Origin of the sequence: Streptosporangium sp. NPDC000396, assembly GCF_042898655.1 — a bacterium.
Lineage (GTDB): Bacteria > Actinomycetota > Actinomycetes > Streptosporangiales > Streptosporangiaceae > Streptosporangium.
In genome coordinates this window covers 150813-173629 of sequence record NZ_JBIAZA010000018.1, presented here as the reverse complement: position 1 = coordinate 173629, position 22817 = coordinate 150813, and the positions used below count along the sequence as shown (strand labels likewise).

Here is a 22817-nt window from a genome sequence, read left to right as displayed (position 1 = left end):
TTGGCCAGCCTCTGCGCTACAGGTCTGCGACTCGACCCCCCAGCCTATCCGCTGGGAGGCGCGACTGACGCCCGGCGGCTAGCGGCCCCACCCGGGAACCGCCATCCGCATGGTGAGCGCGTGCTCGACCAACGTGATGAGCGTGGCCTTCACCGCGTCACGTGAACGCGCGTCCGTCTTGGAGATCGGGATGTGCGGCGCCAGCGTCAGCGCCTCCCGCACCTCCTCCTCACCGTGCAGGTAGTTGCCGTCCCAGCCGTTGACCGCGACCACGAAGGGGAGCTTGGCCTCCTCGAAGTAGTCGATCGCCGGGAAGCTGTCGGCCAGCCGCCGGGTGTCGACCAGCACGATCGCGCCGATCGCGCCGCGCACGAGGTCGTCCCACATGAACCAGAACCGGTGCTGACCCGGCGTACCGAACAGGTACAGGATCAGGTCCCGGTCCAGCGAGACCCGGCCGAAGTCCATCGCGACCGTGGTGGTGGTCTTGTTCGGGGTGAGACCGAGGTCGTCGATGCCGGCGCTGGCGTCGGTCATCACCGCCTCCGTGGTCAGCGGCAGAATCTCCGAGACCGCCCCCACGAACGTGGTCTTGCCCACACCGAATCCACCGGCAACGACGATCTTCGTCGATGTCAGGCCGCCGCCGCGGCTAGAGCCTGCGAAGTCCACTGAGCACCCTTTCCAGCAGGTTGAGATCCGGCTTACCCGCGTCCAGCGACGGCTGGTGGATCTGCACCAGGCCCTCGGCCGCCATGTCCGCGACCAGAATCCGGGTAACGCCGAGCGAGATGCGGAGCATCGCGGAGATCTCAGCGACCGAACGCACTTGCCGGCACAGGGCGCTGATCGCCTGATACTCCGGGGTGCGGGTGGATAGATCATGATGTGCGGACGTCGCCGAGGAGACCAGTGCCTCCATGGCGAGCTGGATCCGGGGGGCCGTTCGTCCCCCGGTCACGGCGTACGGCCGGACCAGGGAACTCTGCTCCGCCGGAGCCGGTTGCACAACATGTGAAGGCCCCCCCTGTTGCCAGTTGGGGTCGTCCATCGAGTGATAAGGCAACCCGCCTAGCGGGCCCCCCTCACCGGTCCAGCCGCGGCCTGTCACGACATCCTCCTAGGGTCATCGCCGTTACCGGGGGTGGGAAGCCTGGAGTTCGGCGCGGACGGCAGGCGTCAGCACCTGGCCCGCTCGTTCGACGAGCAAGGTCATCTGGTAGGCCACCAAGCCCATGTCACAGTCGGCGGCGGCCAGTACGGCGAGGCAGGAGCCGTCACTGATCGACATGATGAGGAGCAGCCCTCGCTGCATCTCCACCACCGTCTGGGTGACCGCCCCGCCTTCGAAAACCCTGGAGGCGCCCTGGGTCAAACTGATCAGGCCGGCCGCGACCGCCGCCAGCTGATCCGCCCGGTCCCGAGGGAATCCGTCAGAGAACGCCAACGGCAGACCGTCCGCCGACACCACGACCGTGTGCGCAACTCCTGGAACGTTGTTCACAAAGTCGGTGATCAGCCAATTGACCCCCCGGGCGGCCTGGCTCATTTCGCGCACGTGTCATCCTCCTTGGCGACCTTGATGAGCTCGCTCACCGGTCCTCCTTGTTTCCTTCAACGTCCCTGCTGAAGTCGGGATACGGCTTGCCGTCGCCGGCTTCGCCCCTGGCCGCCGCACGGCCCTGCCGTACTCCCTGCTGGAAGCTCGCCAGTCTGTTGCGTACCGCCTCCGGAGAGACGGTCGGCCTGAGCGCGGGAGTCTGGGCGGCCGCCCCCGGGTCGGGTGCGGCCGTGCCGGGCACCAGGTTCGCCTTGGGCACCCGCTTGGGGAGCCCGGAACCGGTGATACCGCCGAGTGAGGGGTCACTCGCCGCCTGAGCCGCCTGCCAGCCCTGGTCCGCGGGTGAGGACCAGGCGTCGGCCACCGGAGCGTGCTGGGACGAGGGTTCCTTGAACTCCTCTGTCATGTCCGGAGCGGAGGCGACGGGCTCGACCTTCTTGAACCAGTCGGACTCGACCGCGGCGAAGATCGGCAGGAACTCCTCCTGCGCCTCTTCCATGGGCGAGGAGTCATGAACCACCGGCAGCGGGCCGGTGTTGTCCACCGCGTCCATCCCGCGCGGCTCGAAGGCTCCCGGCTCGAAAGCCCCCGACTCGAACGCTCCCGGCTGGATCGTGGACGGCCATCCCGCGGAGTCTCCGCCGCTCAGCGGGGTCGACCACATCCCCGTGTCGCTGTTGACGCTCGACGAGGTCGACCAGATGCCGGAGTCGCCACGGGCCGGCGCCTCCGGCCAGGCCCCCATGTCCATCTGGGAGGTGCTCGGCCAGCCCGGGTCGGCACCCGGCGGCGGCACGTGATCGGGCCAGGGGGTGTCGACCGGCGCCTGGCCGAAGTGGCCACCACCCGTGAAGGGCGACTGCGAGACTTCGAAGGAGTTGAACTGCTGCCCCGCGTCGAAGGAGGCGAAGGACTGCTGGGCCGCCTCGAAGGAGGCGAACGCGGGCCGCGTGGGATCCAGTGACGTGGGGCTGGCCAGCACGGGCGGCCGGTCCATGGAACCCATGACCGCGGCCCAGTCGGCACCGGCCGGGGCCGCGGGCTGGACGCCCGGCGCCGGGACGACACCGGTGACGGAGAGCAGAGCCTCCGGGAGCAGCACCATGGCGGTCAGGCCGCCGCTGTCCTGCTGCCTCATCTGCACCCGGATACCGTGGCGCAGGGCCAGCCGGCCGACCACGAACAGGCCCATGCGGCGCGACACCGAGACGTCCACCACCGGCGGGTTGGCCAGTCGCCAGTTCGCCTGGGCGAGTTCCTCGGGGGTCATGCCGATGCCGAGGTCGGTGACCGAGACCATCACGCCACCGCCGTCGATGCGGTTGCTCGACACCGTGACCTTGGTCTCCCGGGGGGAGAAGGAGATCGCGTTCTCCACGAGCTCCGCGATCAGGTGCACGACGTCGTTGACGGAGGTGCCGGCGACGGAAACGCCGCCGGAGATCTGCAGGTTGACCCGCTCGTAGTTCTCGACCTCCGAGAGCGAGGCGCGGACTACGTCGATCAGCGGGATCGGCTGGCTCCACCGGCGCGCGGGCTCCTGGCCGGCGAGGACCAGGAGGTTCTCGCTGTTACGGCGCATGCGGGTGGCCAGGTGGTCAAGCCGGAACAGGTTGCCCAGACGTCCTTCGTCCTGCTCGCCCTGCTCCAGGCTCTCGATCAGGGACAGCTGGCGTTCGACCAGTGTCTGACTGCGCCGGGAGAGGTTGACGAACATCGCGTTGACGTTGCTCCGCAGCGTGGCCTCCTGGCCCGCCAGCCGTACGGCTTCGCGGTGGACCTCGTCGAAGGCGCGGGCCACCTGGCCGATCTCGTCGTCGGAGACCACACCGACCGGGGCGACCTCCATCGTCTCGGCCTGACCGCTCTCGCGCATGCTCTGCACGGTCTCCGGAAGGCGCTGGCCCGCGATGGCCAGAGCCTCGGTGCGGAGCTTGCGCAGCGGCCTGACCAGCGATCGAGCCATGATGGTGGTGATCAGCAGGACGATGACGAGGAGGGCGGCGATCGCTCCGGCGGCGATCAGACCGTTCTGCCGTTCCTGGTCCCGCAGCTCGGCGCTGCGTGCGACGGTGGAGTCCGAGATCGCCTGCTCGACCGTCCGCATCCGCCTGATGGTGTCGGTGACCGACTCGAACCACCGGCCCGCCTCGGTTCCGCGTCCCGTCGAGATGTTCTTGAGCGGAAGGCCTTCCTTGCCGAGGACGAGCGCACGGGCCCGGGTGAACTCGGCGCTGTCGACCTTCCTGCCGGTGACGGTGTCGTCGTAGAACTGACGCTGCTGCAGGGACGCCGCGGAGCGGAACACGCCCAGCTCGCTGTCACGCTGCGCGCGGGCGGCGACCATCGCGTCCATCCCGCTCGTGTCGAACCGGCCGAGCTGCAGGGCGACGGCGAGGACGGCCCGTTCCTTCGACACCTCGTTCTTCGCCTGGGCCAGCGCGCCGAGCAGAGCGGCGCCCCTGATGAGCGAACCGTCGGACTCACCCTGAGTGACGTTGTCGTGGAGCGACAGCAGGTCCTCGATGGAACGGGAGTAGGTGTCGATGGCCGGCTGGGGCTGCAGCTGCGTGTCGACGACGGCGGCGCGCAGCGCCGAGATCTCCTTGATCCGGTCGGCGACGCGCTGGAACTCCTCGGCGGTGATCTGGTCGAGGTGGCCGCGGGTCAGCTCCAGGTTCGTCGTGGCCTCGGAGGAGGCCTTGTCGACCACGCCGTGCTGCTTGCGCAGGAGGGCGAGTCCTTCGCTGCTGCGCCCGCCCGCGATGAACCTCGCCGAGAGGTCGCGCTCGTAGGAGAGCTCGTGGGCCAGCGTGGCGAGGCGGCCGACCAGCATCGCCGCGTCGTTGAGCTGCCCGTAGTGGTCGGCACGCTGGAGGGAGGACATCACACTCCCCGCACCCAGCACGAGGCCGACGAGGGTGGGAATGAGGACCAGCGCGATCAGACGCGTTCGCACACGCCAGTTCTTCAGCGCCAGTCGGCGGCCGGCCTTGGGCGACTCGCCTTGATCGCCGGAATCCGCGGGCACAGCAGTGGCCTCGCGGTCATCCCGGGCTAATTCAGTGGTCACCGGCTTGGGCTACCTCTCACCGGACTCTGGGGGGCGTCACGCATGGGCTTGAGGCGCCATGTGTCGGCGCCTGTCAAGCGTGACCTATTTGAGCATAGCGATACCGATGTTGCGAATAAGACGAAAGTGACAAGCCATGCCAATCAAAAAGTGGCGAAAGGGGATGAATCATCACAAAGCTTCCTTTTTGTTCATACCGATCTATACGGTATGCAGGCCGCGTCTCTGGGCCTGCGATCACCCATCCGCTAGGCTGACGCGCCGTCATGCCGCACTCTCCGCACGCATGGGGCCTAACGCGAACGAGGTGCGGCTCCCCCCACCTAAGGAGACTCCATGAGGACCGGACGCACTGTCCGCAACACCCTCATCGGCCTTGTCGCGGCTCTCGCACTGGCCGCCTGCGGCAGCTCCGGCACCGACGCCGCCAAGTCCGGAAACGCGGCCGGCCTGGAGAAGACCGAGCTCAACATCGGTATCGTTCCCGTGCCCTCGACCGCCCCGCTCTTCATCGCGCAAGAGAGAGGCTTCTTCAAGGCCGAAGGTCTGACCATCAAGACCGAGACCATCCAGGCGCCGCAGGCCGTGATGCCGAAGATCATCAACGGCGGCATCGACGCGTTCCTGACCAGCTACATCTCGCTGATCACGATCAGCGACTCCGGTGCGACCAAGCTCAAGATGCTCGCGGAGTCGCAGCAGGGCGCCCCGGGCATCAGCGGGGTGATCGTCGTCAAGGACTCTCCGATCAAGGACCCGAAGGACCTCAAGGGTAAGACGATCGCGGTGAACGCGCTCAAGGGTCTCGGCGAGGTCACCCTCAGCGCCCAGCTAAAGGTCCACGGCCTGGCCCCGACCGACGTCAAGCTCGTGCCGGTGCCGTTCGCCGAGCAGCTCGCCCAGCTCAAGGCCGGCACCGTCGACGCGGCGTGGCTCACCGAGCCCTACATCTCCGCCGCGCAGAAGGACCTCGGCGGGCGCCTGCTCGTCGACACCCTGTCCGGTCCGACCGAGGGACTCCCCCTGGACGGCTGGGCGACCACCGCCGACTGGCTCACCAAGTATCCGAAGACCGCCGCCGCCTTCCAGCGCGCGATCGCCAAGGCCCAGCAGATCGCCGCGACCGACCGGCAGGCGCTCAACAAGGCCATCACCACCTACATCAAGATTCCCGCCGAGGTGGCCTCGACGATGGCGATGGGCACCTTCTCCACCTCTCTGAACCCGACCCGTATCCAGCGTGTCGCCGACCTGCTGAACGAGTTCCAGGTCGTCAAGAACAAGGTCGACGCCACCACTCTCGTGGCGGCTCCCCCGCAATGATCAATGGAAAGGCACTCCGCGGCGCCCTGGGCGTCGCGGGGTTTCTTCTCGTCATGGAGGTCCTGGGCAGGACGGGCGTCGTCGACCCCTACACGTTTCCGCTCGCCTCCTCCATCCTCACCAGCCTGGCCGGTCTTCTCACGGACGGGGAGTTCCTCTCCAGAGTCGGGGCGACCCTCTCCGCCTGGGCGATCGGGCTGCTGCTGGCCATCGTGGTAGCCGTGCCGTCGGGGCTGGTGATGGGCACCCTGCCCAAGGTCGAACGCGCCGTGCGGCCGCTGGTGGAGTTCCTGCGGCCGATCCCCTCGGTGGCCCTGCTTCCCCTGGCCATGTTCCTTTTCACGGCGAGCGAGCACGGGAAGATCGCGCTCATCGTCTACACATCCTGCTGGCCGCTGATCATCAACACGCTGTACGGCCTGCGTGACGTCGACCCGCTCGCCAAGGAGACGCTGCGAAGCTTCGGCTTCGGCCCCGTCGACGTCGTGCGTCTCGTGTCGCTGCCGAGCGCGGCGCCGTTCATCACCACGGGCGTGCGGATCGCGGCCTCGGTCGCGCTCATCGTCGCGGTGAGCGTGGAGCTCGTGGCCGGTGGCGAGGGCATCGGGACCTTCGTGACCGACGCCGCGGCCGGCAACCAGCGGGATCTGATGATCGCCGCCATGGTCTGGACCGGGATCATCGGCCTGCTGATCAACTCACTGCTGGCCGGGGCGGAGCGGCGGATCTTCCGCTGGCACCATGCCCAGGCCGGAGAGGAAACGGCATGAGAGGGGCCATCTCGCGGATCGCCCGGCTGTGGATCGTGCCCGTCGCCTTCCTCGCGTGGGAGCTGACCACGAGGCTGGCCGAGGCCGTCTACTTCCCGCCCCCCTCGACGATCCTGCTGCGCCTGTACGAGCTGTGGTTCTCCGGGCCGCTCATCCGGGCGTTCCTCACCGACGACGCGATCGATCACCTGCTGCCCAGCCTGGGCCGCCTGCTCCTGGGCTGGGCCGTCTCCTGCACGATCGCCATCGCCGTGGGAGTGGCGCTGGGCCGCTCGAAGACGTTGTCCGACTTCGTCAACCCGCTGATCCACTTCTTCCGTTCGGTTCCACCGCCGCTCCTCATCCCGATCTTCATGACCATGACCGGGGTGGGCACGCCGCTCCAGCTGGTGGCCATCGTCTTCGGCGTCTTATGGCCCGTCCTCATCAACTCACTGGACGGCGCCCGCTATGTGAACCCTCAGTACCTGGAGACGTGCAAGGTGTTCGGCGTGTCCAGAACGGAACAGCTGACCAGGGTGATCCTTCCCGCCGCGGCCCCCAAGATCTTCGCCGGACTGCGGCTCAGCGTCGCGCTGGCCCTGATCATGATGATCATCTCGGAGTACATCGGCAGCACCGAAGGGGTCGGCTACCGGATGCTGGTCGCCCAGAGCCAGGTGGACATCCCGTCCATGTGGACCGCCATCGTGCTTCTCGGGATCCTGGGGCTCATGCTCAACGCCGCGTTCCTCCGTGTCGAGCGGCACGTGCTCACCTGGCACCGCGGCGCCCGCAAGATCGACTGATGACAACGAAGAGGTAACCCAGAAATGCTGGAGATCAGCGACCTCACCCACTCCTACGGGGAGTACCGGGCGCTCGGCGGGGTGAACCTCACCGTCGCAGACGGCGAGTTGGTCTGCGTCGTGGGGCCTTCCGGATGCGGTAAGTCGACGCTCCTGCGGTCGATCGGCGGCCTGCTGCGCCCCACCGGAGGCCGCGTCCTCATCCAGGGACAGCCGGTCGAGTCGACCCCGGACGATCTGGCGATCGTCTTCCAGGACTACAGCCGCTCGCTGTTCCCCTGGATGACCGTGGTCGACAACGTGTCGCTCCCGCTGCGCCGCAAGGTCACGAATCGGAGCCGACGCACCGAGGCCGCGATGGAGGCGCTCGAACAGGTCGGGCTTCCCGGCGCGGCCAAGAAATATCCGTGGGAGCTGTCCGGGGGCATGCAGCAGCGCGTGGCCATCGCCCGCGCCCTTGCCTACAAGCCCTCTCTCATGCTGATGGACGAGCCCTTCGGCTCCGTCGACGCGCAGACCAGGGAGGATTTGGAGGATCTCGTGCTCCAGGTCCGCCAGTCCCACGGGATGACCATCATGTTGATCACCCACGACATCGACGAGAGCGTTTATGTGGGTGACCGCGTCGTGGTCCTGTCGAAGTCTCCCGCCACGGTCGTCGGCGATCTGCGGGTCGAACTTCCCGCTCCCCGCGATCAGATCGCCACCCGCGAGCACCCCGACTTCGTGCACCTGCGCGCCGAGGTCGGCCGTCTGGTCCGCGGCATGCAAAACCAGCCGACCGCCGCGTCGTAGCGAGCCCGGTGGCGGGCGGGATCGTGCGGCTCCTCGCCCGTGGAAAGGCGTGGAGCGCGAAGGCCGCGGTGTGGGGCTCACCAGTCGAGGGTGAGCCCCACACCTGTTTCAGACCCGGAGAGTGAGGACGTGCTCGACCAAGGTGATCAAGGTCGACTTCACGGCATCGCGAGACCGGGCGTCGGTCCGGACGATCGGAATGGTCGGGGAGATCGTCAGAGCTTCCCGCACCTCCTCCTCGCCGTGGATATGCGTGCCGCCGAAACCGTTCAGGGCCACGACGAAGGGCAGTCCGGCCTCCTCGAAGTAGTCGATCGCCGGGAAGCTGTCGGCCAGCCGCCGGGTGTCGACCAGCACGATCGCACCGATCGCGCCCTTCACGAGGTCGTCCCACATGAACCAGAACCGGTGCTGACCCGGCGTACCGAACAGGTACAGGATCAGGTCCCGGTCCAGCGAAACCCGGCCGAAGTCCATGGCCACCGTGGTGGTCCGCTTCGTCGGGATGTGCGAGAGGTCGTCGACCTCCGCACTGGCCTCTGTCATCACCGCTTCCGTGGTCAGCGGCATGATCTCGGAGACCGCGCCGACGAAGGTCGTCTTGCCTACACCGAATCCTCCGGCGACAACGATCTTCGTCGACGTCATTCCGGCGTCAGAGCCTGCGAAGCCCACTGAGCACCCTTTCAAGCAAGTTGAGATCCGGCTTTCCGGCATCCAGCGATGGCTGGTGGATCTGCACCAGGCCCTCGGCCGCCATGTCCGCGATCAGGACCCGGGTCACACCCAACGGCATGCGCAGTAGAGCCGAGAGCTCTGCCACCGAGCGCACCTGCTGGGACAGCGAGATGATCGCCTGATACTCCGTGGAGAGCGTGCTCGAATCCACGCTCACGAACGTCGCCGAGGAAACCAACGCCTCGAGTGCAAGCTGCATCCGAGGAGCGGTTCTTCCTCCGGTCACAGCGTACGGGCGAATCAGCCGGTTCCGCCCGCTCTTGGCCTGAGACGTGGGAGGAGATTCCTCTCCTGGTCCACGCCATCCTGGTGCGTCCATATCACCCCCCTATCGCTGAGCTGACTGCAGCTCGGCCCGAAGTGCAGGCGTGAGTGCCTGCCCGGCACGCTCCGCCAGCAGTGTCATCTGGTAGGCCACCAGACCCATGTCACAGTCCGGCGAAGCCAGTACGGCCAACGCGGAACCATCGCTGATCGCCATGGTGAGCAGGAGGCCGCGTTGCATCTCGATCACGGTCTGGACGACCGGACCACCCTCGAAGACCCGGGAGGCCCCCTGGGTCAGGCTGACCAGACCGGCTGTGATCGCGGCGAGCTGATCGGCGCGGTCCTTCGGAAAGCCCTGTGAGTAGGCCAGTGGAAGACCGTCCGCGGAGACGATCACCGCGTGAGCCACCCCAGGCATCTCTTTGACGAACTCGGTGATCAGCCAATTGAAGCCACGGGCGGCCTGACTGAGTTGGTTGTTCACTGGTTGTCTCCCTCGGCAGTGTTCAAGCGCTCGCTCATCTCAGCGCGGCCCTGCCGTATGCCTTGCTGGAAACTGGACAGACGACTGCGTACCCGCTCCGCCGAAAGAGGAGGAGCGGCTGAAGCCGGCGGCGGCGTCGTCGGCGCCGCGGGGGCGGATCCGGGAACGAGGTTCGCCTTGGGCACTCGCCTGGGCAGACCCGATCCGGTCAGGCCACCTTCGGCGGGCTTCTTGGCCGCCTCGGCGGCGGCCCACCCCTGGTCCGAAGGCGTGCTCCACGGCTGCCTCTCGACCTGCGGCGAAGCCTGCCGGGTCTCGTGAGCCTCCTGGAGCCTCTGCTCCATCGCCTCGGGCGTGTTCCCGGCCTCGGGCGCGGACTCGACGGAGGCGCTGCTGCGGAACCAGTCGGAACCCACCGCGGAGAAGATCGGCAGGAACTCCTCCGGCCGCGACTCCGTCACCGGCGTCTCGACCGCGGGCATGGCCTGGGTGTTCTCCACCACCTCCGGCTCCTGCGGAGCCCACGGGTCAAGCGGCGGGTTCTCCAACCATGACGGCGGGAACGGCGGCTCCGAGCCCGGAGACGACGGCTGCGAGGTCGGGAACGACGGGTGCGGATCCCGAAAGGGGGAACGCGGATCCGGGAAGGACGGCGGTGCGGTCGGCGTGAGAGGCGACGACCACAGGTCCTCCACCGCGGAGGCGGACACCATCGGCGTCGACCACAGGTCGGCCGTCGTCGGGGCGGGAGGCTGCGAGGCCGGTGTCCCCGACGCCGGGGGCTTCCGGGAGGGGAGTCTTCCCCCGGCCGTGCCGAACGGGTCCTGGCCAGGCCCGGCCCCGAACGGATCCTGGCCTGGCCCGGCACCGAACGAGTCGTGGCCCGGCCCGGCCCCGAACGGATCCTGGCTCAACCCGGCACCGAACGGGTCCGGCTTCGAAAGCCCGCCGAACATGTCCGAGCTCGACATGCTGCCGAACGACGTCTGGGACGGGCCCTGCCCGGCCATGGCCATCGCGGACTGGGCCACCACCTGCACGGGAAGCAGGACGACGGCGCTCAGGCCGCCCGCCTCCGGCCGGCGGAGCTGGACCCGGATGCCGTGGCGCATGGCCAGGCGGCCGACCACGAACAGACCCATCCGGCGAGAGACCGACAGGTCCACCGCGGGGGGCTCGGCCAGCCTCCGGTTCGCCTCGGCGATTTCCTCGTCGCTCATGCCGATGCCCAAGTCGGTGACCGCCAGGATGATGGCGCCCGTCTCGTTGCTGTTGCTGCTCACCGTGATCTTGGTGTCCTGCGGCGAGAAGAAGATGGCGTTCTCGACCAGCTCGGCGATCAGGTGGACGATGTCGTTGACGGCCGAACCGAGGATCAGGGTGCCCGCCTCGATCCGGAGGCTCACCCGCTCGTAGTTCTCGACCTCCGACAACGAGGCACGGACGACGTCGCTCAACGGAACCGGCTCACTCCACCGGCGGCTCTGCTCCTGGCCCGCGAGAACCAGCAGGTTCTCGGAGTTGCGGCGCATGCGGGTGGCCAGGTGGTCCAGCTTGAAGAGGCTGCCCAGCCGGGTCTCGTCCTGCTCGCCCTGCTCCAGGTCGTCGATGAGGTCGATCTGACGCTCCACGAGCGACTGGGTGCGCCGGGAGAGGTTGACGAACATCGCGTTGACGTTGTTCCGCAGCTTGGCCTCGTCGCCCGCCAGCCGGATGGCCTCGCGGTGGACCTCGTCGAAGGCTCGGGCCACTTCCCCGATCTCGTCGCGAGAGGCCACCCCGATGGAGGGCACCTCGACGTCCGGAGAGAGATCGGTGGACTCCCGCAGCACGCGAACGGTCTCGGGCAGCCGGGTGTCGGCCACTTCGAGCGCCTCGCTCCGCAGCTTGCGCAGCGGCCGGACCAGCGTGCCGGCCACCCAGGCGGTGATCAGCAGGATCAAGACCAGCAGAACCAGGATCGCGGCACCGGAGATCATGGCGCTGCGCCGTTCGGCGTCCTCCAGCTCCTGGCTGTGCTTCTCCACCGAGGCGGATATCTCGCGTTCGAGAGTTCGCATGCCGTTCACGATCGCGGTGGAAGAGTCGAACCAGGTGCGGACGCCGAAGTTGCCCAGGGGCCGGTTCTCGCGCACGCGGGACACGATCAGAGCGCGGATCGCGTCGGCGCGGTCCACCTTCGGGCCGCTGACCAGTTCCCGGAATCGCTTGACCTCGGCGGCGCTGGCGGACTGCCGGAAGGCGGCCTCCTCGCCCAGCTGGATCTTCCACGCGCCGAGAAGCTCGGCGTGGTCGTCGAAGTCGAAGCCGCGCTCGAGACCGGGGATGAGCAGGATGCCTCGCTGTTTGGCGATTTGTTCCTTCGCCCTGCTCAGCGCGCCCAGCGCCAACCCGTCGCTGACGAGGTGCTCGTCGCCGCTACCACGGCTCAGGTCGTCGTGGAGGGTGAGGAAGCTGGCGATCATCGGCGAGTACATGCCGAGGGCGGCACGGGGAAGCACGCCGGGGTCGGTGACTCGCCTGCGGAGGCCGGGGAGGCTGTCCAGCCAGCGGCGCGCCTGGGCGGTCTCGGCCTGGACGCTGGCCTCGTGCTCATTGGTGATGGCCTTGGCCGCGGCCAGGACGTCGGTGACGGCCTGGTCGACCGCCCCACGTTGCCGCTTGACGTTGGCGAGCCGCGCGGGACGGCGGTGGTCGGCGATGTACCAGGCGGTAAGATCGCGTTCTTCGGCCAGCTCGTGGGAGAGCGTGGCAAGCCGCCCGACGAGCGAGGCGACCTGGGACGTCCGGTGATACTCGTTCGCGGTGGACAGCGCGGTGGTGAGCTGAAGACCGCTCAGCAACACGGCCGCTGCGGTCGGAAGCAGAATCAGCGCGACCAGACGGGGGCGCACACGCCAGTTCGACGGCAGGAGTCGGCTGCCTACCCCTGACGCGCGGTGGCTCCGGCGGTCTTGTGTCTTCACTGGCCTACGTAACCCCTCGCCCGGCTCGGAATCGGGTAAGCAATTTGAGCACATCCTTTATGTCACATCGAATGGAGTAAGTGTCGACAAATCCCAGCAAATGGGACGTTTTGTTACATAGTTTCAAGCAGGCCGGAAGGACTCTTTCGTCTCCGGAGCCTGATGTTTGATCATCAGATGGCGGGTCACCGAGTACTCCTGGACCGCCTCCTGGCTCATATCCTTGCCGAAGCCGCTCCCCTTGACCCCGCCGTGCGGCGCCTCGGAGGCGATCGGCAGATGGTCGTTGACCCAGGTCACGCCCACATCGAGCCGATGCGACACGCGCAGCGCCCTGGCCACGTCCGAGGACCAGACCGAGGAGGCCAGGCCGTAGGGGGTGTCGTTGGCGAGCCGTACCGCCTCGTCCTCGCCGTCGAACGGCAGAGCCACCAGCACCGGCCCGAAGAGTTCACCCTGAACAATCTCGCTGTCCTGGCGGGCGTCGGTGATCAGCGTCGGCGGGTAGTAGAAGCCGGGGCCGTCGAGCGGGGCACCACCGCAGAGCACCGACGCGCCCGACCGCTCGACGAAGCCGTGCACGCGGGCCCGGTGCCCGGCGGAGATCAGCGGGCCGATATCAGTGGCAGGGTCCCAGGGGTCACCCACCTTGATCTGCGCCAACGTCGCGTGAAGCGCCTCGACGGCCTCGCCGTACACCTCGCGGGAGATGTAGACGCGGGTGGCGGCCGTGCAATCCTGCCCGGTGTTGTAGGTCGCGCCCATCGCCACGCCCCTGGCCATCTCGGCCAGGTCCGCGTCGCCGAAGACCAGAGCCGGGGCCTTGCCGCCGAGCTCCAGATGGACCCGCTTCAGTGAACCCGCGGCCCCCCGCATGACGGCGCGGCCGGTCTCGGTGGAGCCGGTGACGCTCACCATGTCCACGCCCGGGTCGGTGACCAGGGCCTCGCCCACCTCGGCGTCACCGAGGACGACCTGGAGCAGGCCCTCGGGAGCCCCGGCCCGCGCGAACAGCTCGGCCAGCCGGAGCGTGGTGCCGGGCGTCTGCGGCGCGGGCTTGATGACCACCGCGTTGCCCGCGGCGAGGGCGGGGCCGAGCTTCCAGATCGCCATCACGAGCGGAAAGTTCCACGGCGCGATCGACCCGACGACCCCGACCGGGCGCCGGACCAGCACCGAGGTGTATCCGGAGCTGAGCACTCCCGCCCCGGTGCCGTCCAGCGAGCGGGCGGCCCCGGCGAAGAACCGGAGGTTGTCGACCGCGAACGGCAGCTCGCCGTCACGGAACACCGCCGCCGGCTTGCCCGTCTCGGCGACCTCCAGCCGGGTGAGCTCCTCCGCGTCGGCCTCGACGAGGTCGGCGAAGCGCAGCATCACCTTGGCGCGCTCGGCCGGAGTGGCCCTGCTCCACTCCTCGAACGCCGCCCTGGCCCGCCGTACGGCGTTCGCCACCTCGCCAACCGGGGTGTCGGACACCTCCGACAGAAACTCGCCACTTGCCGGGTTGATCAACTTGCCCATGAAACTTTCCTCGTCGTGGTCGTGCGTCGAGCTCTCAGGCGCCGGCCTGCTCGATCAGGTCGGCGGCCTTGCGAAGGCCGTCGCGGCGGCGGATCTCCTCGCCGGCGGCGGCCAGGCGCTCACGGAGCTCGATGTCGCCGAGCAGCCTGTCCAGCGCGCCGGTCAGCTCCTCGTCGGCGAACGTGTAGGTGGACAGACGCACGCCGTAGCCGAGCTCGTGCATCCGCTGGGCGTTGTCGTACTGGTCCCAGAACAGGGGCAGCAGGATCATCGGCTTGCCGAAGTGCAGCGCCTCGGTGGTGGTGTTGTTGCCGCCGTGGGTGATCACCAGGTCCACCAGCGGAATGATCTTAGTCTGCGGAACGAACTCGGCGCCCCACATGTTGTCGGCGAGCTTGATCTCCTCGTGCAGCGGCCCCTTGGAGACGATGAAGCGGTACGGGGTGGTGCCCAGCACGTCGATGACCCGCTGCATCAGCGCGACGTCCGCCGAGCCCAGCGAGCCGAGCGAGAAGTAGACCAGCGCGCCGTCCCGGTCGGCCAGCGACGCGGGCAACTCGAAGCCGCCGTCGGTCTCACGGACCGAGGAGTCCAGGCGGTGCCAGGAGTCGCCCAGCGGCCGGGCGTCGGTGTAGTCCGCGATCTCCGGGAAGACGTAGAGGTTCAGGTCGCCCTCATGGACGAAGTTCAGGTCCGGCAGCGGCTCGGCACCCTGGGCGACGACCCACTCGTTGAAGGCGGTCCAGACCTCGCGGTGGGTCCGGTCGTACTCGGCGCGGAAGGCGTCCCACTCCGACCGGTCATCGGCGGGAAGACCCGAGAAGACCGGAGCGACACCCTCGCCGCGCACCTCCAGCGGGTTGCAGGAAACGATGCGGACGAACGGCTTGCCCGCCGTGAGCAACGCCGGGAAGGCGATGACATTGTCCTCGACGATTACGTCCGGCTGAACGCGCTCGATAATCGCCTTGAGCTGCGGCTCGCAGTACTTCGCGCCGTCGATGAGCGCATCCCAGATCGGCTTGACCACCGTCTCCAGCTGCGCCAGAGTCGGCTTTCGATATTCCGGCGCGGTGTCCCGGATGAAATCCTTCCAGAACTGTCCCGGGTCCTGCTCCTCTTCCGCCGGCGGCGCGAGATCGACCAGGTCCTCTTCGAATCCGAGAGCCTCCAATTTCCCCTTCCAGGAGGCCTCAGCTGCGAAAACGACCCGGTGACCACGCTTGCGGAGAATGTCACCGACACCGATGCAGTTGTTCGTCGGCCCGTAGGCGCTCTCCGGCATGAACAGGATCGTGAGAGACATCACGCCTCCATCTGTCTGGGGGTTTGTTGCTTTTGAATAATGCTTCAATTCATGAGCTGGCTAAAACGCCAAAAAGCGGCCACTATGGACCCCGGCGCAAAGCATGGCTTTCAATAACGAGCAGGGGATTATGACGCGTAAGAAACGGGCGGACCGACGTCTGGATCTCATCGCAGCCGCACACCGGGCGATCATCCGGCACGGCACCGAGGGGGTCCACCTCAACCACGTCGCCGAGGAGGCCGGCCTCACCTCCGGCGCCGTGCTCTACCACTACCCCGACCTCGGCGAGTTGCTGGTCGAGGCCCACCACGCCGGGATGGAGCGCTTCTACGAGCAGCGGCTCAAGCGGATCAGCGGCATGCGCGACCCCGCCGAGAAGCTCGTCGTGACCATCCGCTCGGGGCTGCCCCACGGGCCGGACGACCCGGACGTGCGACTGCTCAACGAGCTCGGCGGAGCCGCTCCCCGCAACAGGATGTACGCCCTGCTGCTCACCACGCTCTACGACCGCCAGGTGTCGATGTACCAGAGCATCCTGGAGACCGGGGCCGCCCTGGGGACCTTCACGCTGTCCGACGACTCCCTGGTCGTCGCGCGCAACCTCGTCGCGCTCGAAGATGCGTACGGTTATCGCATAACGGCCCGCCACCCGGTGATCGGCCCGGAGGAGGCGGCGGAACTGCTCCTGGCCTACGCCAGGAACGCCACGAACAACCCGCTCAAGACGCCTCATTGAGGAATCAGCACTCCGTCCTCGGCCTCCCATGAGAGAGCGACCGAGGACCCCACCTGGACCTGGGTGGCCCCTTGGGTGGCCACCAGGACGGGTATCGAGCGGCCGGTCACGAGGACCGAGACGTGCGAGACGCCGCCGTAGAAGCTGACATCGGCGACCTCGCCCCGCAACACCCCGGCGCCGTCACCCGCCGCACGTTCCGTGCCGTGCTCGGCCTCCGCCTCGTCCTCAGACTCCCCGGCCTCCTCAGACCCGGCGCCGCCTTCAGACTCTTCACCGGCCTCAGACTCAGCGTCGTCCTCAGAGTCCTCAGACTCGGCGTCCTCAGACTCCTCAGCGTCCTCGGACTCCCCTGCGTCCTCAGACCCGGCGTCCTCAGACTCCTCAGCGGCCTCAGCCTCGGCGTCGCCTTCAGGCTCCTCACCGGTCTCGCCGTCCTCGGCCTCCGTGCCGTCCTCAGGCTCCTCGGCCTCCGTGCCGTCCTCAGGCTCCTCGGCTTCGGGGTTCTCCCAGGCCACCATCCTGATCCGCTCGGGCCGTACGGCGAGCAGGGCGGAAGTCCCCTCCTCCAGATCGGACACGCCGGGCAGAACGCCGAGCTCGTCGCCGGACAGGCCGTCGGCGCACGCCTTCCCCTCGAAGAGGTTGTTGGCTCCCACGAAGCCGGCGACGAACGGCGTACGCGGCCGCTCGTACAGCGCCACCGGCGCGTCCACCTGTTCCACCTTGCCCGCGCTGAAGACCGCGATCCGGTCGGCCAGCGACATGGCCTCCTCCTGGTCGTGGGTGACCACGACGAAGGTGATGCCGACCTCGTTCTGGAGCCGCTTGAGCTCCAGCTGCATCTCGGCGCGCACCTTCTTGTCCAGGGCGGACAGCGGCTCGTCCAGCAGCAGCAGGCGCGGCCGCTTGACGATCGCACGGGCCAGCGCGACCCGCTGCCGCTGGCCGCCGGAGAGCTGCTGCGGCTTGCGCTTGGCCATCGCGGCCAGGCCGATCTTCTCCAGGACCTCCTCGACCCGCTCACGGATCTCGGCCTTGGGCAGCTTCTCCCGCTCCAGGCCGTAGGCGATGTTCTTGGCCACGGTCATGTGGGGAAACAGCGCGTAGGACTGGAACATGAGGTTGACCGGGCGGCGGTGCGCGGGCCGGCCGAGCAGATCCTCGCCGTCGAGCGTGACCGTGCCCGAGTCGGGAGACTCGAAGCCCGCCAGGATTCGCAGGAGGGTGGTCTTGCCGCAGCCGCTGGGGCCGAGCAGCGCGAAGAACTCGCCCTGCCGGATGTCCAGGGAGACCTCCGAGAGCGCCATGACGTCGCCGAACCGGCGGCTGACACCTGTGATCTGCAGCATTAGGACAGCGACTCCGTCAGTCGGGTCATCCGCTGGGCCACGATCACCACGGTGAAGCTCACCGCCAGCAACAGTGTCGCCAGCGCGTTGATCTCCGGGGTGACTCCGAAGCGGACCATTGAGTAAATGACGATGGGCAGGGTCGGCGAGGTCGGTGCCGCGGTGAAGAACGCGATGACGAACTCGTCGATGGAGAGCGTGAACGCCAGCAGGGCGCCCGCCGCGATGCCCGGCGCGAGCTGGGGCAGCGTGACGCGGACGAACGTGGTGAGCGGCGTCGCCCCCAGGTCCCTGGACGCCTCCTCCAGAGAGGTGTCGGTGTGAGTGAGCCGGGTGCGAACCACCGCGGTCACGAACGCCATGCCGAACACCGTGTGAGCCAGCAGCACGGAGTGCAGGCCGAGGGTCATCTTGACGGTGGCGTAGAACACCAGCAGGCCGATGGCCAGCACCAGATCAGGCAGTACGGCCGGCAGCACGCCGAGCGCGTCCAGCAGCCGTGACCTGCTGTAGCGGGCGAGTCCCACCGCCAGCAGGGTGCCGAGCACGGTGGCCAGCGCCGTGGACCCGGCCGCCACGATCAGCGTGTTGACCAGACCGGTGCGGATGTTGGCGTTCCCGGCGAGCGTGCCGTACCACTTCAGGCTGAGGCCCTCGAAGGAGTAGGGCGAGTCGCCGGAGTTGAACGACATCACAACAAGCACCACGATCGGCGTGTACAAAAACAAGTAGGTCACCCAGAAGGGGACGTACAGCAGACGCGGTCTACGCACGGCGAGCACTCCATGCCTGCACGAGCAGCAAGATGATCAGTACGGCGAGCAGCGCCAGCGCGAGGGTGGACCCGAACGGCCAGTCACGCGCCTTCAGGAACTGGTCCCTGACCAGGTTGCCGACCATGATCGAGCGCCCGCCGCCGAGCAGTTCGGGGATGACGAAGTTGCCGAAGCTCGGCACGAAGACGAACAGGCAGCCGGTGACCACACCCGGCAGAGTCAGCGGCAACGTCACCGACATGAACGTGCGGGCGGGCCTGGCGCCGAGGTTGGCCGAGGCCTCACGGAGCTGCGGGTCGAGCTTCTCGATCGCCGCGTACAGCGGGAGCACCATCAGCGGCAGGTAGGAGTAGATCAGGCCGGTGACGATCGTCCCCCGGTTGTAGAGGAATTCAAACGGCCCCAGGCCGAGCTTGCCCAGGGCCGTGTTGACCAGCCCCGGGCCGCTGAGTAGAACGATCCAGGCGTATATACGGATCAAGAAGTTCGTCCAGAAGGGCAGCACGATCGCCACCAGCGCGATCGTCTTCCACTTCCGCGGGAGCTGGGCGATCAGATACGCCGTCGGGTAGCCGACCAGCAGGGCGATCACCGTGGCGATCGTGGCCAGCTTCAGCGAGCCGAGCACCACGTCGAGGTAGAGCGGGTCGAGCAGCCGGGTGAAGTTCTCCCCGGTCACCTCGTAGATCACGCCACCGAAACGACCCCTGCGGAAAAGCGTGTAGCTGAGGACGAGCGCCAGCGGGATCAGCAGGAGAACGATCAGGTAGGCCAGGCCGGGCCCGAGGAAAACGAGCTGTCCCAGGGCACGCGAACGGCGCGACCGCGATTTCGCGGTCGCGCCGGAGACGTTGGAACGTGTCACTGCTTCGCCGCGACCTCGGTTGCGAGGCGGGTGAACTTGGTCGAGTCCTCTCCCAGGTCGATGATCGACTCACCTGCGAGCAGCTGGGACGGGGTCATCTGGAGCGGCGTGTTCTCGGCCTTGAGCTTGGCGTCGACGCGGTCCATGGCGGCCTTGTTCGGGACCTTGTAGAGGATGTTCGCCGCGGCCCAGCCGTGGATCTCCGGGTCGAGGATGTAGTTGATGAACGCGTGCGCGGCTTCCTTGTTCTTGGAGGACTTCAGCACGACCATCGTGTCCACCCAGAGGTCGCTGCCCTCCTTCGGCACCACGAACTTGATGTTCTTCTCGCTGGTCGGGCACCAGCCGTCCCACGCCACGACCATCGCGGCCTCGCCCTTCTTCAGGCGGTCGCCGAAGGTGGTGTCGTCGTAGGCGAGCACGTTCTGCTTGGCCGCGAGCAGCTTCTCCTTGACCTTGGCCAGATCGTCGTCGCTGTGGGTGTTGACCGACATTCCGAGCGCCTTGATGGCGGGCAGGGCCAGCCAGCGCTCGGTGGTCATCATGGTGACCTTCTTCTTGGCCTCGGCCGGCGGGTCGAGAATGTCGTTCCAGCTCGTCGGCGGCGTCTTCATCAGGTCGGTGCGGTAGCAGATGCCGGTGGTGCCCCAGGTGTAGGGAACCGAGAAGACGTTGCCCTTGTCGTAGGAGAGCTCCTTGGCCTCGGGGTAGAGGTTGGCCAGGTTGGGGATGAGCTCGGGGTGGATGGGTTCCAGCAGGCCGGCCGCGTTGAGGGCCTGGGCGTACTGGCCGGAGACGAAGGCCACGTCAAGACCGGTGTCCGCGCCCGCGGTCAGCTTCCCCATGATCTCTTCGTTGGTGGCGTGCAGCGTGACCTTGAGGTCGAACTTGAGCTTCTCCTTGACTTTCTGGGGAAGCTCCTTGGGCGTGTAGCCATCCCAGACCGAGATGGCGACGCTCTGCTTGGACAGGTCCGCGTTCGGGTTGAGCTGCTGGGAAGAAGCACTGGCCGCAGGGGCGGCAGCGGTGTCCGTGGACCCTCCGCCGCAGGCGGAAACGGCGAGCGCGAGTCCGGCGATCAGAGCGACAGCCGGAAGACGACGGGGGTACCGGGCACGGGACACGGGCCGCTACTCCTTCAGAATTCAGTGTTAGTGGGGTAGACCGGCCGTTACGGACACGGCAGACCAAAGCAGGAGTGTTGCAGCCAAGAATAACTTGGGCAAGACTTTGCCCGACATCGCCCCAATGGAAGTTTGATCTGTTTGCTAAATCCACGTTCAATCTGGAGTCGGCTCGACACCGCGCCACGCGCCGGCGACGGACGGAGCAGCGCGCTCGTCGCCGCGTTGAGCTGCGATGTTCCTGCCTCGTTCGCCGTCCGCCGCTTCCATCCGCTCGCCGGGACCGCCGCCACCAACTTTTCAATCGATATTCAATTGTCATCGGTTTCCGAGGCCCCGCCGGTTATCGAACGCGGATTCGACGTGGACCAGACCAACCACTCCGTGATCGTCGGCGAAAGCGTGGTCGTGAAGTGGCTCACCCCACCGGCGCCGCTCCCCCAGCCGACGCCGGATATGTTCGCCCATCTCACCTCGGTCGGTTTCACCGCCACCGCAACGCCGTACGCGGCCGTGTCCCATCACGGGGATGACGGCGAGTTGCTGCTCGCCCTGGTCACCGCCTACCTGCCGGACGCCGAGGACGGCTGGAAATGGTGTGTGGACGAGGCCGTCACCGGCGGCACGGACTTCGCCGCAGACCTGGGCGTCCTGGCCGCCGACCTGCACGCGGCGATGGCCACCCCCTCGACGACCTTCCCCGACCCCGTACGGCACGCGCCCGCTCCCCCGCGACCGGGACCGGCTCCGTGGTCCGCCCGTGCCGAGGAGGCCCTGAACGAGGCGCTCGCACTGACCGGCGGCGAGGACGGCGACTGGCTCTCGGCCCACGCCGACGCGCTCCGCGCCGAACTCGGTCCGTTGACGTCCGTGAGCGCCACCCCGCTGATACGCATCCATGGCGACCTGCACGTGGGTCAGATGCTCCGCTGGCGGGACGGCTACGCGGTGATCGACTTCGACGGCAACCCGACCGTCACCGGCGCCGACCCCTTCCAGCCCGCCGCCCGCGATCTCGCTCAGCTCACCACCAGCCTCGAACACGTCGGCCAGGTCGCCGTCAAACGCCGCGACGCCGACCCCCTGGTGATCGGCGAGTGGACCGCCGCCGCCCGCGCCGCGCTCCAGGCCGCCTACCTCGCCCGCCTGGCCGAGCGCGGCCACGCCGCCCTCCTGGACCGTTCCCTGCTGCGGCCGTTCGAGATCGAGCAGGAGTGCCGGGAGCTCATCTACGCGGCCCGGCACCTCCCCCGCTGGCGCTACGCCCCCATGGGCGTCCTGCGCTCCTGGTACCCCTGACCGGACCGGAACCACTCCCGCAACCGGGCCGGTCTCGGCACCGGCCGCACACCCCAGGCCCCGCCGCCAGCCGCACATCTCAAGGAGAAGAACGTGAACCCCGAGCTGTACCTCGCCGACCTGGAGGCCAAGCCGGCCGCGCTGGCCGACCTGGCGAGCGCCCTGGAGACCCGCGACCCGTTCGACGGGCTCCCCGCCGAGACCCGGCGGGTGCTCTTCCTCGGCATGGGCAGCTCCCGCTACGCCGCCGGGATCGCCGCGCAGCGCCTGCGGGCGGCGGGCGTGGACGCGGTGGCCGAATACGCCTCCGCCTCCGTCTCCTATCCGGCGACCCCGGACACCCTGGTGGTCGCGATCTCCGCCACCGGGGGGAGCCGGGAGACCCTTGACGCGGTCGCCCGCCATCGCGGGCGTTCCTTTGTGCTGGCGTTGACCAACAAGCCCGATTCCGCGATCACCGAGGGCGCCGACCTGGTGGTGCCGATGGTGGCGGGCGAGGAGCGGGGCGGCGTGTCCTGCCGGACCTTCCAGCACACCATCGCCCTGCTCCTGGCCCTGCGCAACCGCCTCACCGGTTCGGAGCTGGACGTGCCCGCCCTGCTTCGCCGTACGGCCGAGGCCACCGGCGACCTGCTGGAGCGCCGCGACCAGTGGCTGGAGCAGGCGATGACCCTGCTCGACGGCCCGAACGGCGTCTACACGATCGCTCCCGCCGAGCGCCTGTCCTCCGCCGAGCAGTCGGCCCTGATGTTCCGCGAGGGACCCCGCAGGGCCGCCGACGCCTGTGAGACCGGTGACTGGTCCCACGTCGACGTCTATCTCACCAAGACCCTCGACTACCGCGCCATCCTGTTCCCCGGCTCTCCTTACGACGACCAGGCCATGGACTGGATCCGCCAGCGTGGATCCACCGTCCTCACCGTCGGCGGCGAGCTCCCCGACGCCAAGGCCGCCGTCCGTTACCGCCATGACGACGACCCCGACGTCGCCCTCCTCACCGAGACCCTGGTGGCCGAGCTCATCGCCGCCCGGTGGTGGCTGGCTCAGTCTCGTCCGTAGTCCCGGCGCGA

At 68.0% G+C, this 22817-nt stretch carries 21 protein-coding genes; 7 read left to right on the top strand and 14 right to left on the bottom strand.

The window, feature by feature from the left end:
* Positions 1 to 78: 78 nt before the first annotated feature.
* The 4 genes from ACFY2X_RS28020 to ACFY2X_RS28005 all read right to left on the bottom strand — a co-directional run bounded on the left by ACFY2X_RS28020 (position 79) and on the right by ACFY2X_RS28005 (position 4520).
* Positions 79 to 639, bottom strand: a complete 561-nt coding sequence (locus ACFY2X_RS28020) for an ATP/GTP-binding protein (protein WP_389943567.1) — start codon at positions 637 to 639, stop codon at positions 79 to 81.
* Positions 640 to 652: 13 nt separating this feature from the next.
* The gene (locus ACFY2X_RS28015) at positions 653 to 1051 is read right to left on the bottom strand and encodes a DUF742 domain-containing protein (RefSeq protein ID WP_389943420.1); all 399 of its coding nucleotides are present in this window, start codon (positions 1049 to 1051) and stop codon (positions 653 to 655) included.
* Between the two features lie 84 nt (positions 1052 to 1135).
* A complete protein-coding gene (locus ACFY2X_RS28010) occupies positions 1136 to 1549 on the bottom strand; it encodes a roadblock/LC7 domain-containing protein (RefSeq protein WP_389943564.1) in 414 nt (137 codons plus the stop codon).
* A 43-nt stretch (positions 1550 to 1592) separates the two neighbouring features.
* A complete protein-coding gene (locus tag ACFY2X_RS28005) occupies positions 1593 to 4520 on the bottom strand; it encodes a nitrate- and nitrite sensing domain-containing protein (RefSeq protein WP_389943417.1) in 2928 nt (975 codons plus the stop codon).
* A 450-nt stretch (positions 4521 to 4970) separates the two neighbouring features.
* On the opposite strand from ACFY2X_RS28005, the gene ACFY2X_RS28000 reads away from it, so the two are divergent.
* From ACFY2X_RS28000 to ACFY2X_RS27985, 4 genes are read left to right on the top strand one after another with little or no spacing between them, the layout of a single operon-like run.
* The gene (locus ACFY2X_RS28000; RefSeq protein ID WP_389943414.1) at positions 4971 to 5957 is read left to right on the top strand and encodes an ABC transporter substrate-binding protein; all 987 of its coding nucleotides are present in this window, start codon (positions 4971 to 4973) and stop codon (positions 5955 to 5957) included.
* Positions 5954 to 6727 (top strand): ABC transporter permease, encoded by a 774-nt coding sequence (locus ACFY2X_RS27995; protein ID WP_389943411.1) that lies wholly within the window; start codon positions 5954 to 5956, stop codon positions 6725 to 6727. Before ACFY2X_RS28000 ends, ACFY2X_RS27995 begins: the two co-directional genes overlap by 4 nt.
* On the top strand, positions 6724 to 7515 hold the full coding sequence (locus ACFY2X_RS27990; protein WP_389943408.1) for an ABC transporter permease: 792 nt from the start codon (positions 6724 to 6726) through the stop codon (positions 7513 to 7515). The genes ACFY2X_RS27995 and ACFY2X_RS27990 overlap by 4 nt, the downstream gene beginning before the upstream one ends.
* A 24-nt stretch (positions 7516 to 7539) precedes the next feature.
* The gene (locus ACFY2X_RS27985; protein WP_389943405.1) at positions 7540 to 8310 is read left to right on the top strand and encodes an ABC transporter ATP-binding protein; all 771 of its coding nucleotides are present in this window, start codon (positions 7540 to 7542) and stop codon (positions 8308 to 8310) included.
* Positions 8311 to 8418: 108 nt separating this feature from the next.
* Here the strand turns inward: ACFY2X_RS27985 and ACFY2X_RS27980 are convergent, their stop codons facing one another.
* The 6 genes from ACFY2X_RS27980 to ACFY2X_RS27955 form a co-directional block, all read right to left on the bottom strand.
* Positions 8419 to 8958, bottom strand: coding sequence for an ATP/GTP-binding protein (locus ACFY2X_RS27980; RefSeq protein WP_389943402.1), 540 nt, complete (start codon positions 8956 to 8958; stop codon positions 8419 to 8421).
* A gap of 7 nt (positions 8959 to 8965) precedes the next feature.
* Positions 8966 to 9367, bottom strand: a complete 402-nt coding sequence (locus tag ACFY2X_RS27975) for a DUF742 domain-containing protein (protein WP_389943399.1) — start codon at positions 9365 to 9367, stop codon at positions 8966 to 8968.
* A gap of 9 nt (positions 9368 to 9376) precedes the next feature.
* On the bottom strand, positions 9377 to 9799 hold the full coding sequence (locus ACFY2X_RS27970) for a roadblock/LC7 domain-containing protein (RefSeq protein ID WP_389943396.1): 423 nt from the start codon (positions 9797 to 9799) through the stop codon (positions 9377 to 9379).
* Entirely contained in the window at positions 9796 to 12693 is a 2898-nt protein-coding gene (locus tag ACFY2X_RS27965; RefSeq protein WP_389943393.1) for a nitrate- and nitrite sensing domain-containing protein, read from the bottom strand. The genes ACFY2X_RS27970 and ACFY2X_RS27965 overlap by 4 nt, the downstream gene beginning before the upstream one ends.
* A gap of 195 nt (positions 12694 to 12888) precedes the next feature.
* Positions 12889 to 14286: an aminobutyraldehyde dehydrogenase gene (locus tag ACFY2X_RS27960; RefSeq protein WP_389943390.1), complete on the bottom strand. Its 1398-nt coding sequence runs from the start codon at positions 14284 to 14286 to the stop codon at positions 12889 to 12891.
* A gap of 34 nt (positions 14287 to 14320) precedes the next feature.
* Positions 14321 to 15592 (bottom strand): glycosyltransferase, encoded by a 1272-nt coding sequence (locus ACFY2X_RS27955; protein WP_389943387.1) that lies wholly within the window; start codon positions 15590 to 15592, stop codon positions 14321 to 14323.
* A gap of 130 nt (positions 15593 to 15722) precedes the next feature.
* Between ACFY2X_RS27955 and ACFY2X_RS27950 the strand changes: the two genes are divergently transcribed.
* On the top strand, positions 15723 to 16331 hold the full coding sequence (locus tag ACFY2X_RS27950; protein WP_389943384.1) for a TetR/AcrR family transcriptional regulator: 609 nt from the start codon (positions 15723 to 15725) through the stop codon (positions 16329 to 16331).
* Here ACFY2X_RS27950 and ACFY2X_RS27945 read toward each other — a convergent pair.
* Genes ACFY2X_RS27945 through ACFY2X_RS27930 form a run of 4 tightly spaced genes read right to left on the bottom strand, consistent with a single transcriptional unit; the run spans position 16325 to position 20448 of the window.
* Entirely contained in the window at positions 16325 to 17683 is a 1359-nt protein-coding gene (locus ACFY2X_RS27945) for an ATP-binding cassette domain-containing protein (RefSeq protein WP_389943381.1), read from the bottom strand. The two genes, ACFY2X_RS27950 and ACFY2X_RS27945, sit on opposite strands and share 7 nt — an antisense overlap.
* A complete protein-coding gene (locus tag ACFY2X_RS27940) occupies positions 17683 to 18456 on the bottom strand; it encodes an ABC transporter permease (RefSeq protein WP_389943378.1) in 774 nt (257 codons plus the stop codon). Before ACFY2X_RS27940 ends, ACFY2X_RS27945 begins: the two co-directional genes overlap by 1 nt.
* Positions 18449 to 19324 carry an ABC transporter permease gene (locus ACFY2X_RS27935; RefSeq protein ID WP_389943375.1) on the bottom strand — a complete coding sequence of 292 codons (876 nt, stop codon included), beginning with the start codon at positions 19322 to 19324 and terminating at the stop codon, positions 18449 to 18451. Before ACFY2X_RS27935 ends, ACFY2X_RS27940 begins: the two co-directional genes overlap by 8 nt.
* Positions 19321 to 20448 (bottom strand): spermidine/putrescine ABC transporter substrate-binding protein, encoded by a 1128-nt coding sequence (locus ACFY2X_RS27930; RefSeq protein WP_389943372.1) that lies wholly within the window; start codon positions 20446 to 20448, stop codon positions 19321 to 19323. The genes ACFY2X_RS27935 and ACFY2X_RS27930 overlap by 4 nt, the downstream gene beginning before the upstream one ends.
* Before the next feature lie 363 nt (positions 20449 to 20811).
* Here ACFY2X_RS27930 and ACFY2X_RS27925 point away from each other — a divergent pair, with 363 nt between their 5' ends.
* Together ACFY2X_RS27925 and ACFY2X_RS27920 are read left to right on the top strand one after the other, a co-directional pair.
* Positions 20812 to 21747 (top strand): hypothetical protein, encoded by a 936-nt coding sequence (locus ACFY2X_RS27925; RefSeq protein ID WP_389943370.1) that lies wholly within the window; start codon positions 20812 to 20814, stop codon positions 21745 to 21747.
* 93 nt (positions 21748 to 21840) lie between these two features.
* The gene (locus ACFY2X_RS27920) at positions 21841 to 22806 is read left to right on the top strand and encodes an SIS domain-containing protein (protein WP_389943367.1); all 966 of its coding nucleotides are present in this window, start codon (positions 21841 to 21843) and stop codon (positions 22804 to 22806) included.
* Positions 22807 to 22817: the final 11 nt, after the last annotated feature.

What these genes read in the sequence shown, in the direction of transcription:
- ACFY2X_RS27950 (WP_389943384.1), top strand. Translation starts at nt 15,723, where the DNA reads ATGACGCGTAAGAAACGGGCGGACCGACGTCTGGATCTCATCGCAGCC.
- ACFY2X_RS28015 (WP_389943420.1), bottom strand. Translation starts at nt 1,051, where the DNA reads ATGGACGACCCCAACTGGCAACAGGGGGGGCCTTCACATGTTGTGCAA.
- ACFY2X_RS27990 (WP_389943408.1), top strand. Translation starts at nt 6,724, where the DNA reads ATGAGAGGGGCCATCTCGCGGATCGCCCGGCTGTGGATCGTGCCCGTC.
- ACFY2X_RS27980 (WP_389943402.1), bottom strand. Translation starts at nt 8,958, where the DNA reads ATGACGTCGACGAAGATCGTTGTCGCCGGAGGATTCGGTGTAGGCAAG.
- ACFY2X_RS27960 (WP_389943390.1), bottom strand. Translation starts at nt 14,286, where the DNA reads ATGGGCAAGTTGATCAACCCGGCAAGTGGCGAGTTTCTGTCGGAGGTG.
- ACFY2X_RS28000 (WP_389943414.1), top strand. Translation starts at nt 4,971, where the DNA reads ATGAGGACCGGACGCACTGTCCGCAACACCCTCATCGGCCTTGTCGCG.
- ACFY2X_RS27955 (WP_389943387.1), bottom strand. Translation starts at nt 15,592, where the DNA reads ATGTCTCTCACGATCCTGTTCATGCCGGAGAGCGCCTACGGGCCGACG.
- ACFY2X_RS27975 (WP_389943399.1), bottom strand. Translation starts at nt 9,367, where the DNA reads ATGGACGCACCAGGATGGCGTGGACCAGGAGAGGAATCTCCTCCCACG.
- ACFY2X_RS27995 (WP_389943411.1), top strand. Translation starts at nt 5,954, where the DNA reads ATGATCAATGGAAAGGCACTCCGCGGCGCCCTGGGCGTCGCGGGGTTT.
- ACFY2X_RS27985 (WP_389943405.1), top strand. Translation starts at nt 7,540, where the DNA reads ATGCTGGAGATCAGCGACCTCACCCACTCCTACGGGGAGTACCGGGCG.
- ACFY2X_RS27945 (WP_389943381.1), bottom strand. Translation starts at nt 17,683, where the DNA reads ATGCTGCAGATCACAGGTGTCAGCCGCCGGTTCGGCGACGTCATGGCG.
- ACFY2X_RS28010 (WP_389943564.1), bottom strand. Translation starts at nt 1,549, where the DNA reads ATGAGCCAGGCCGCCCGGGGGGTCAATTGGCTGATCACCGACTTTGTG.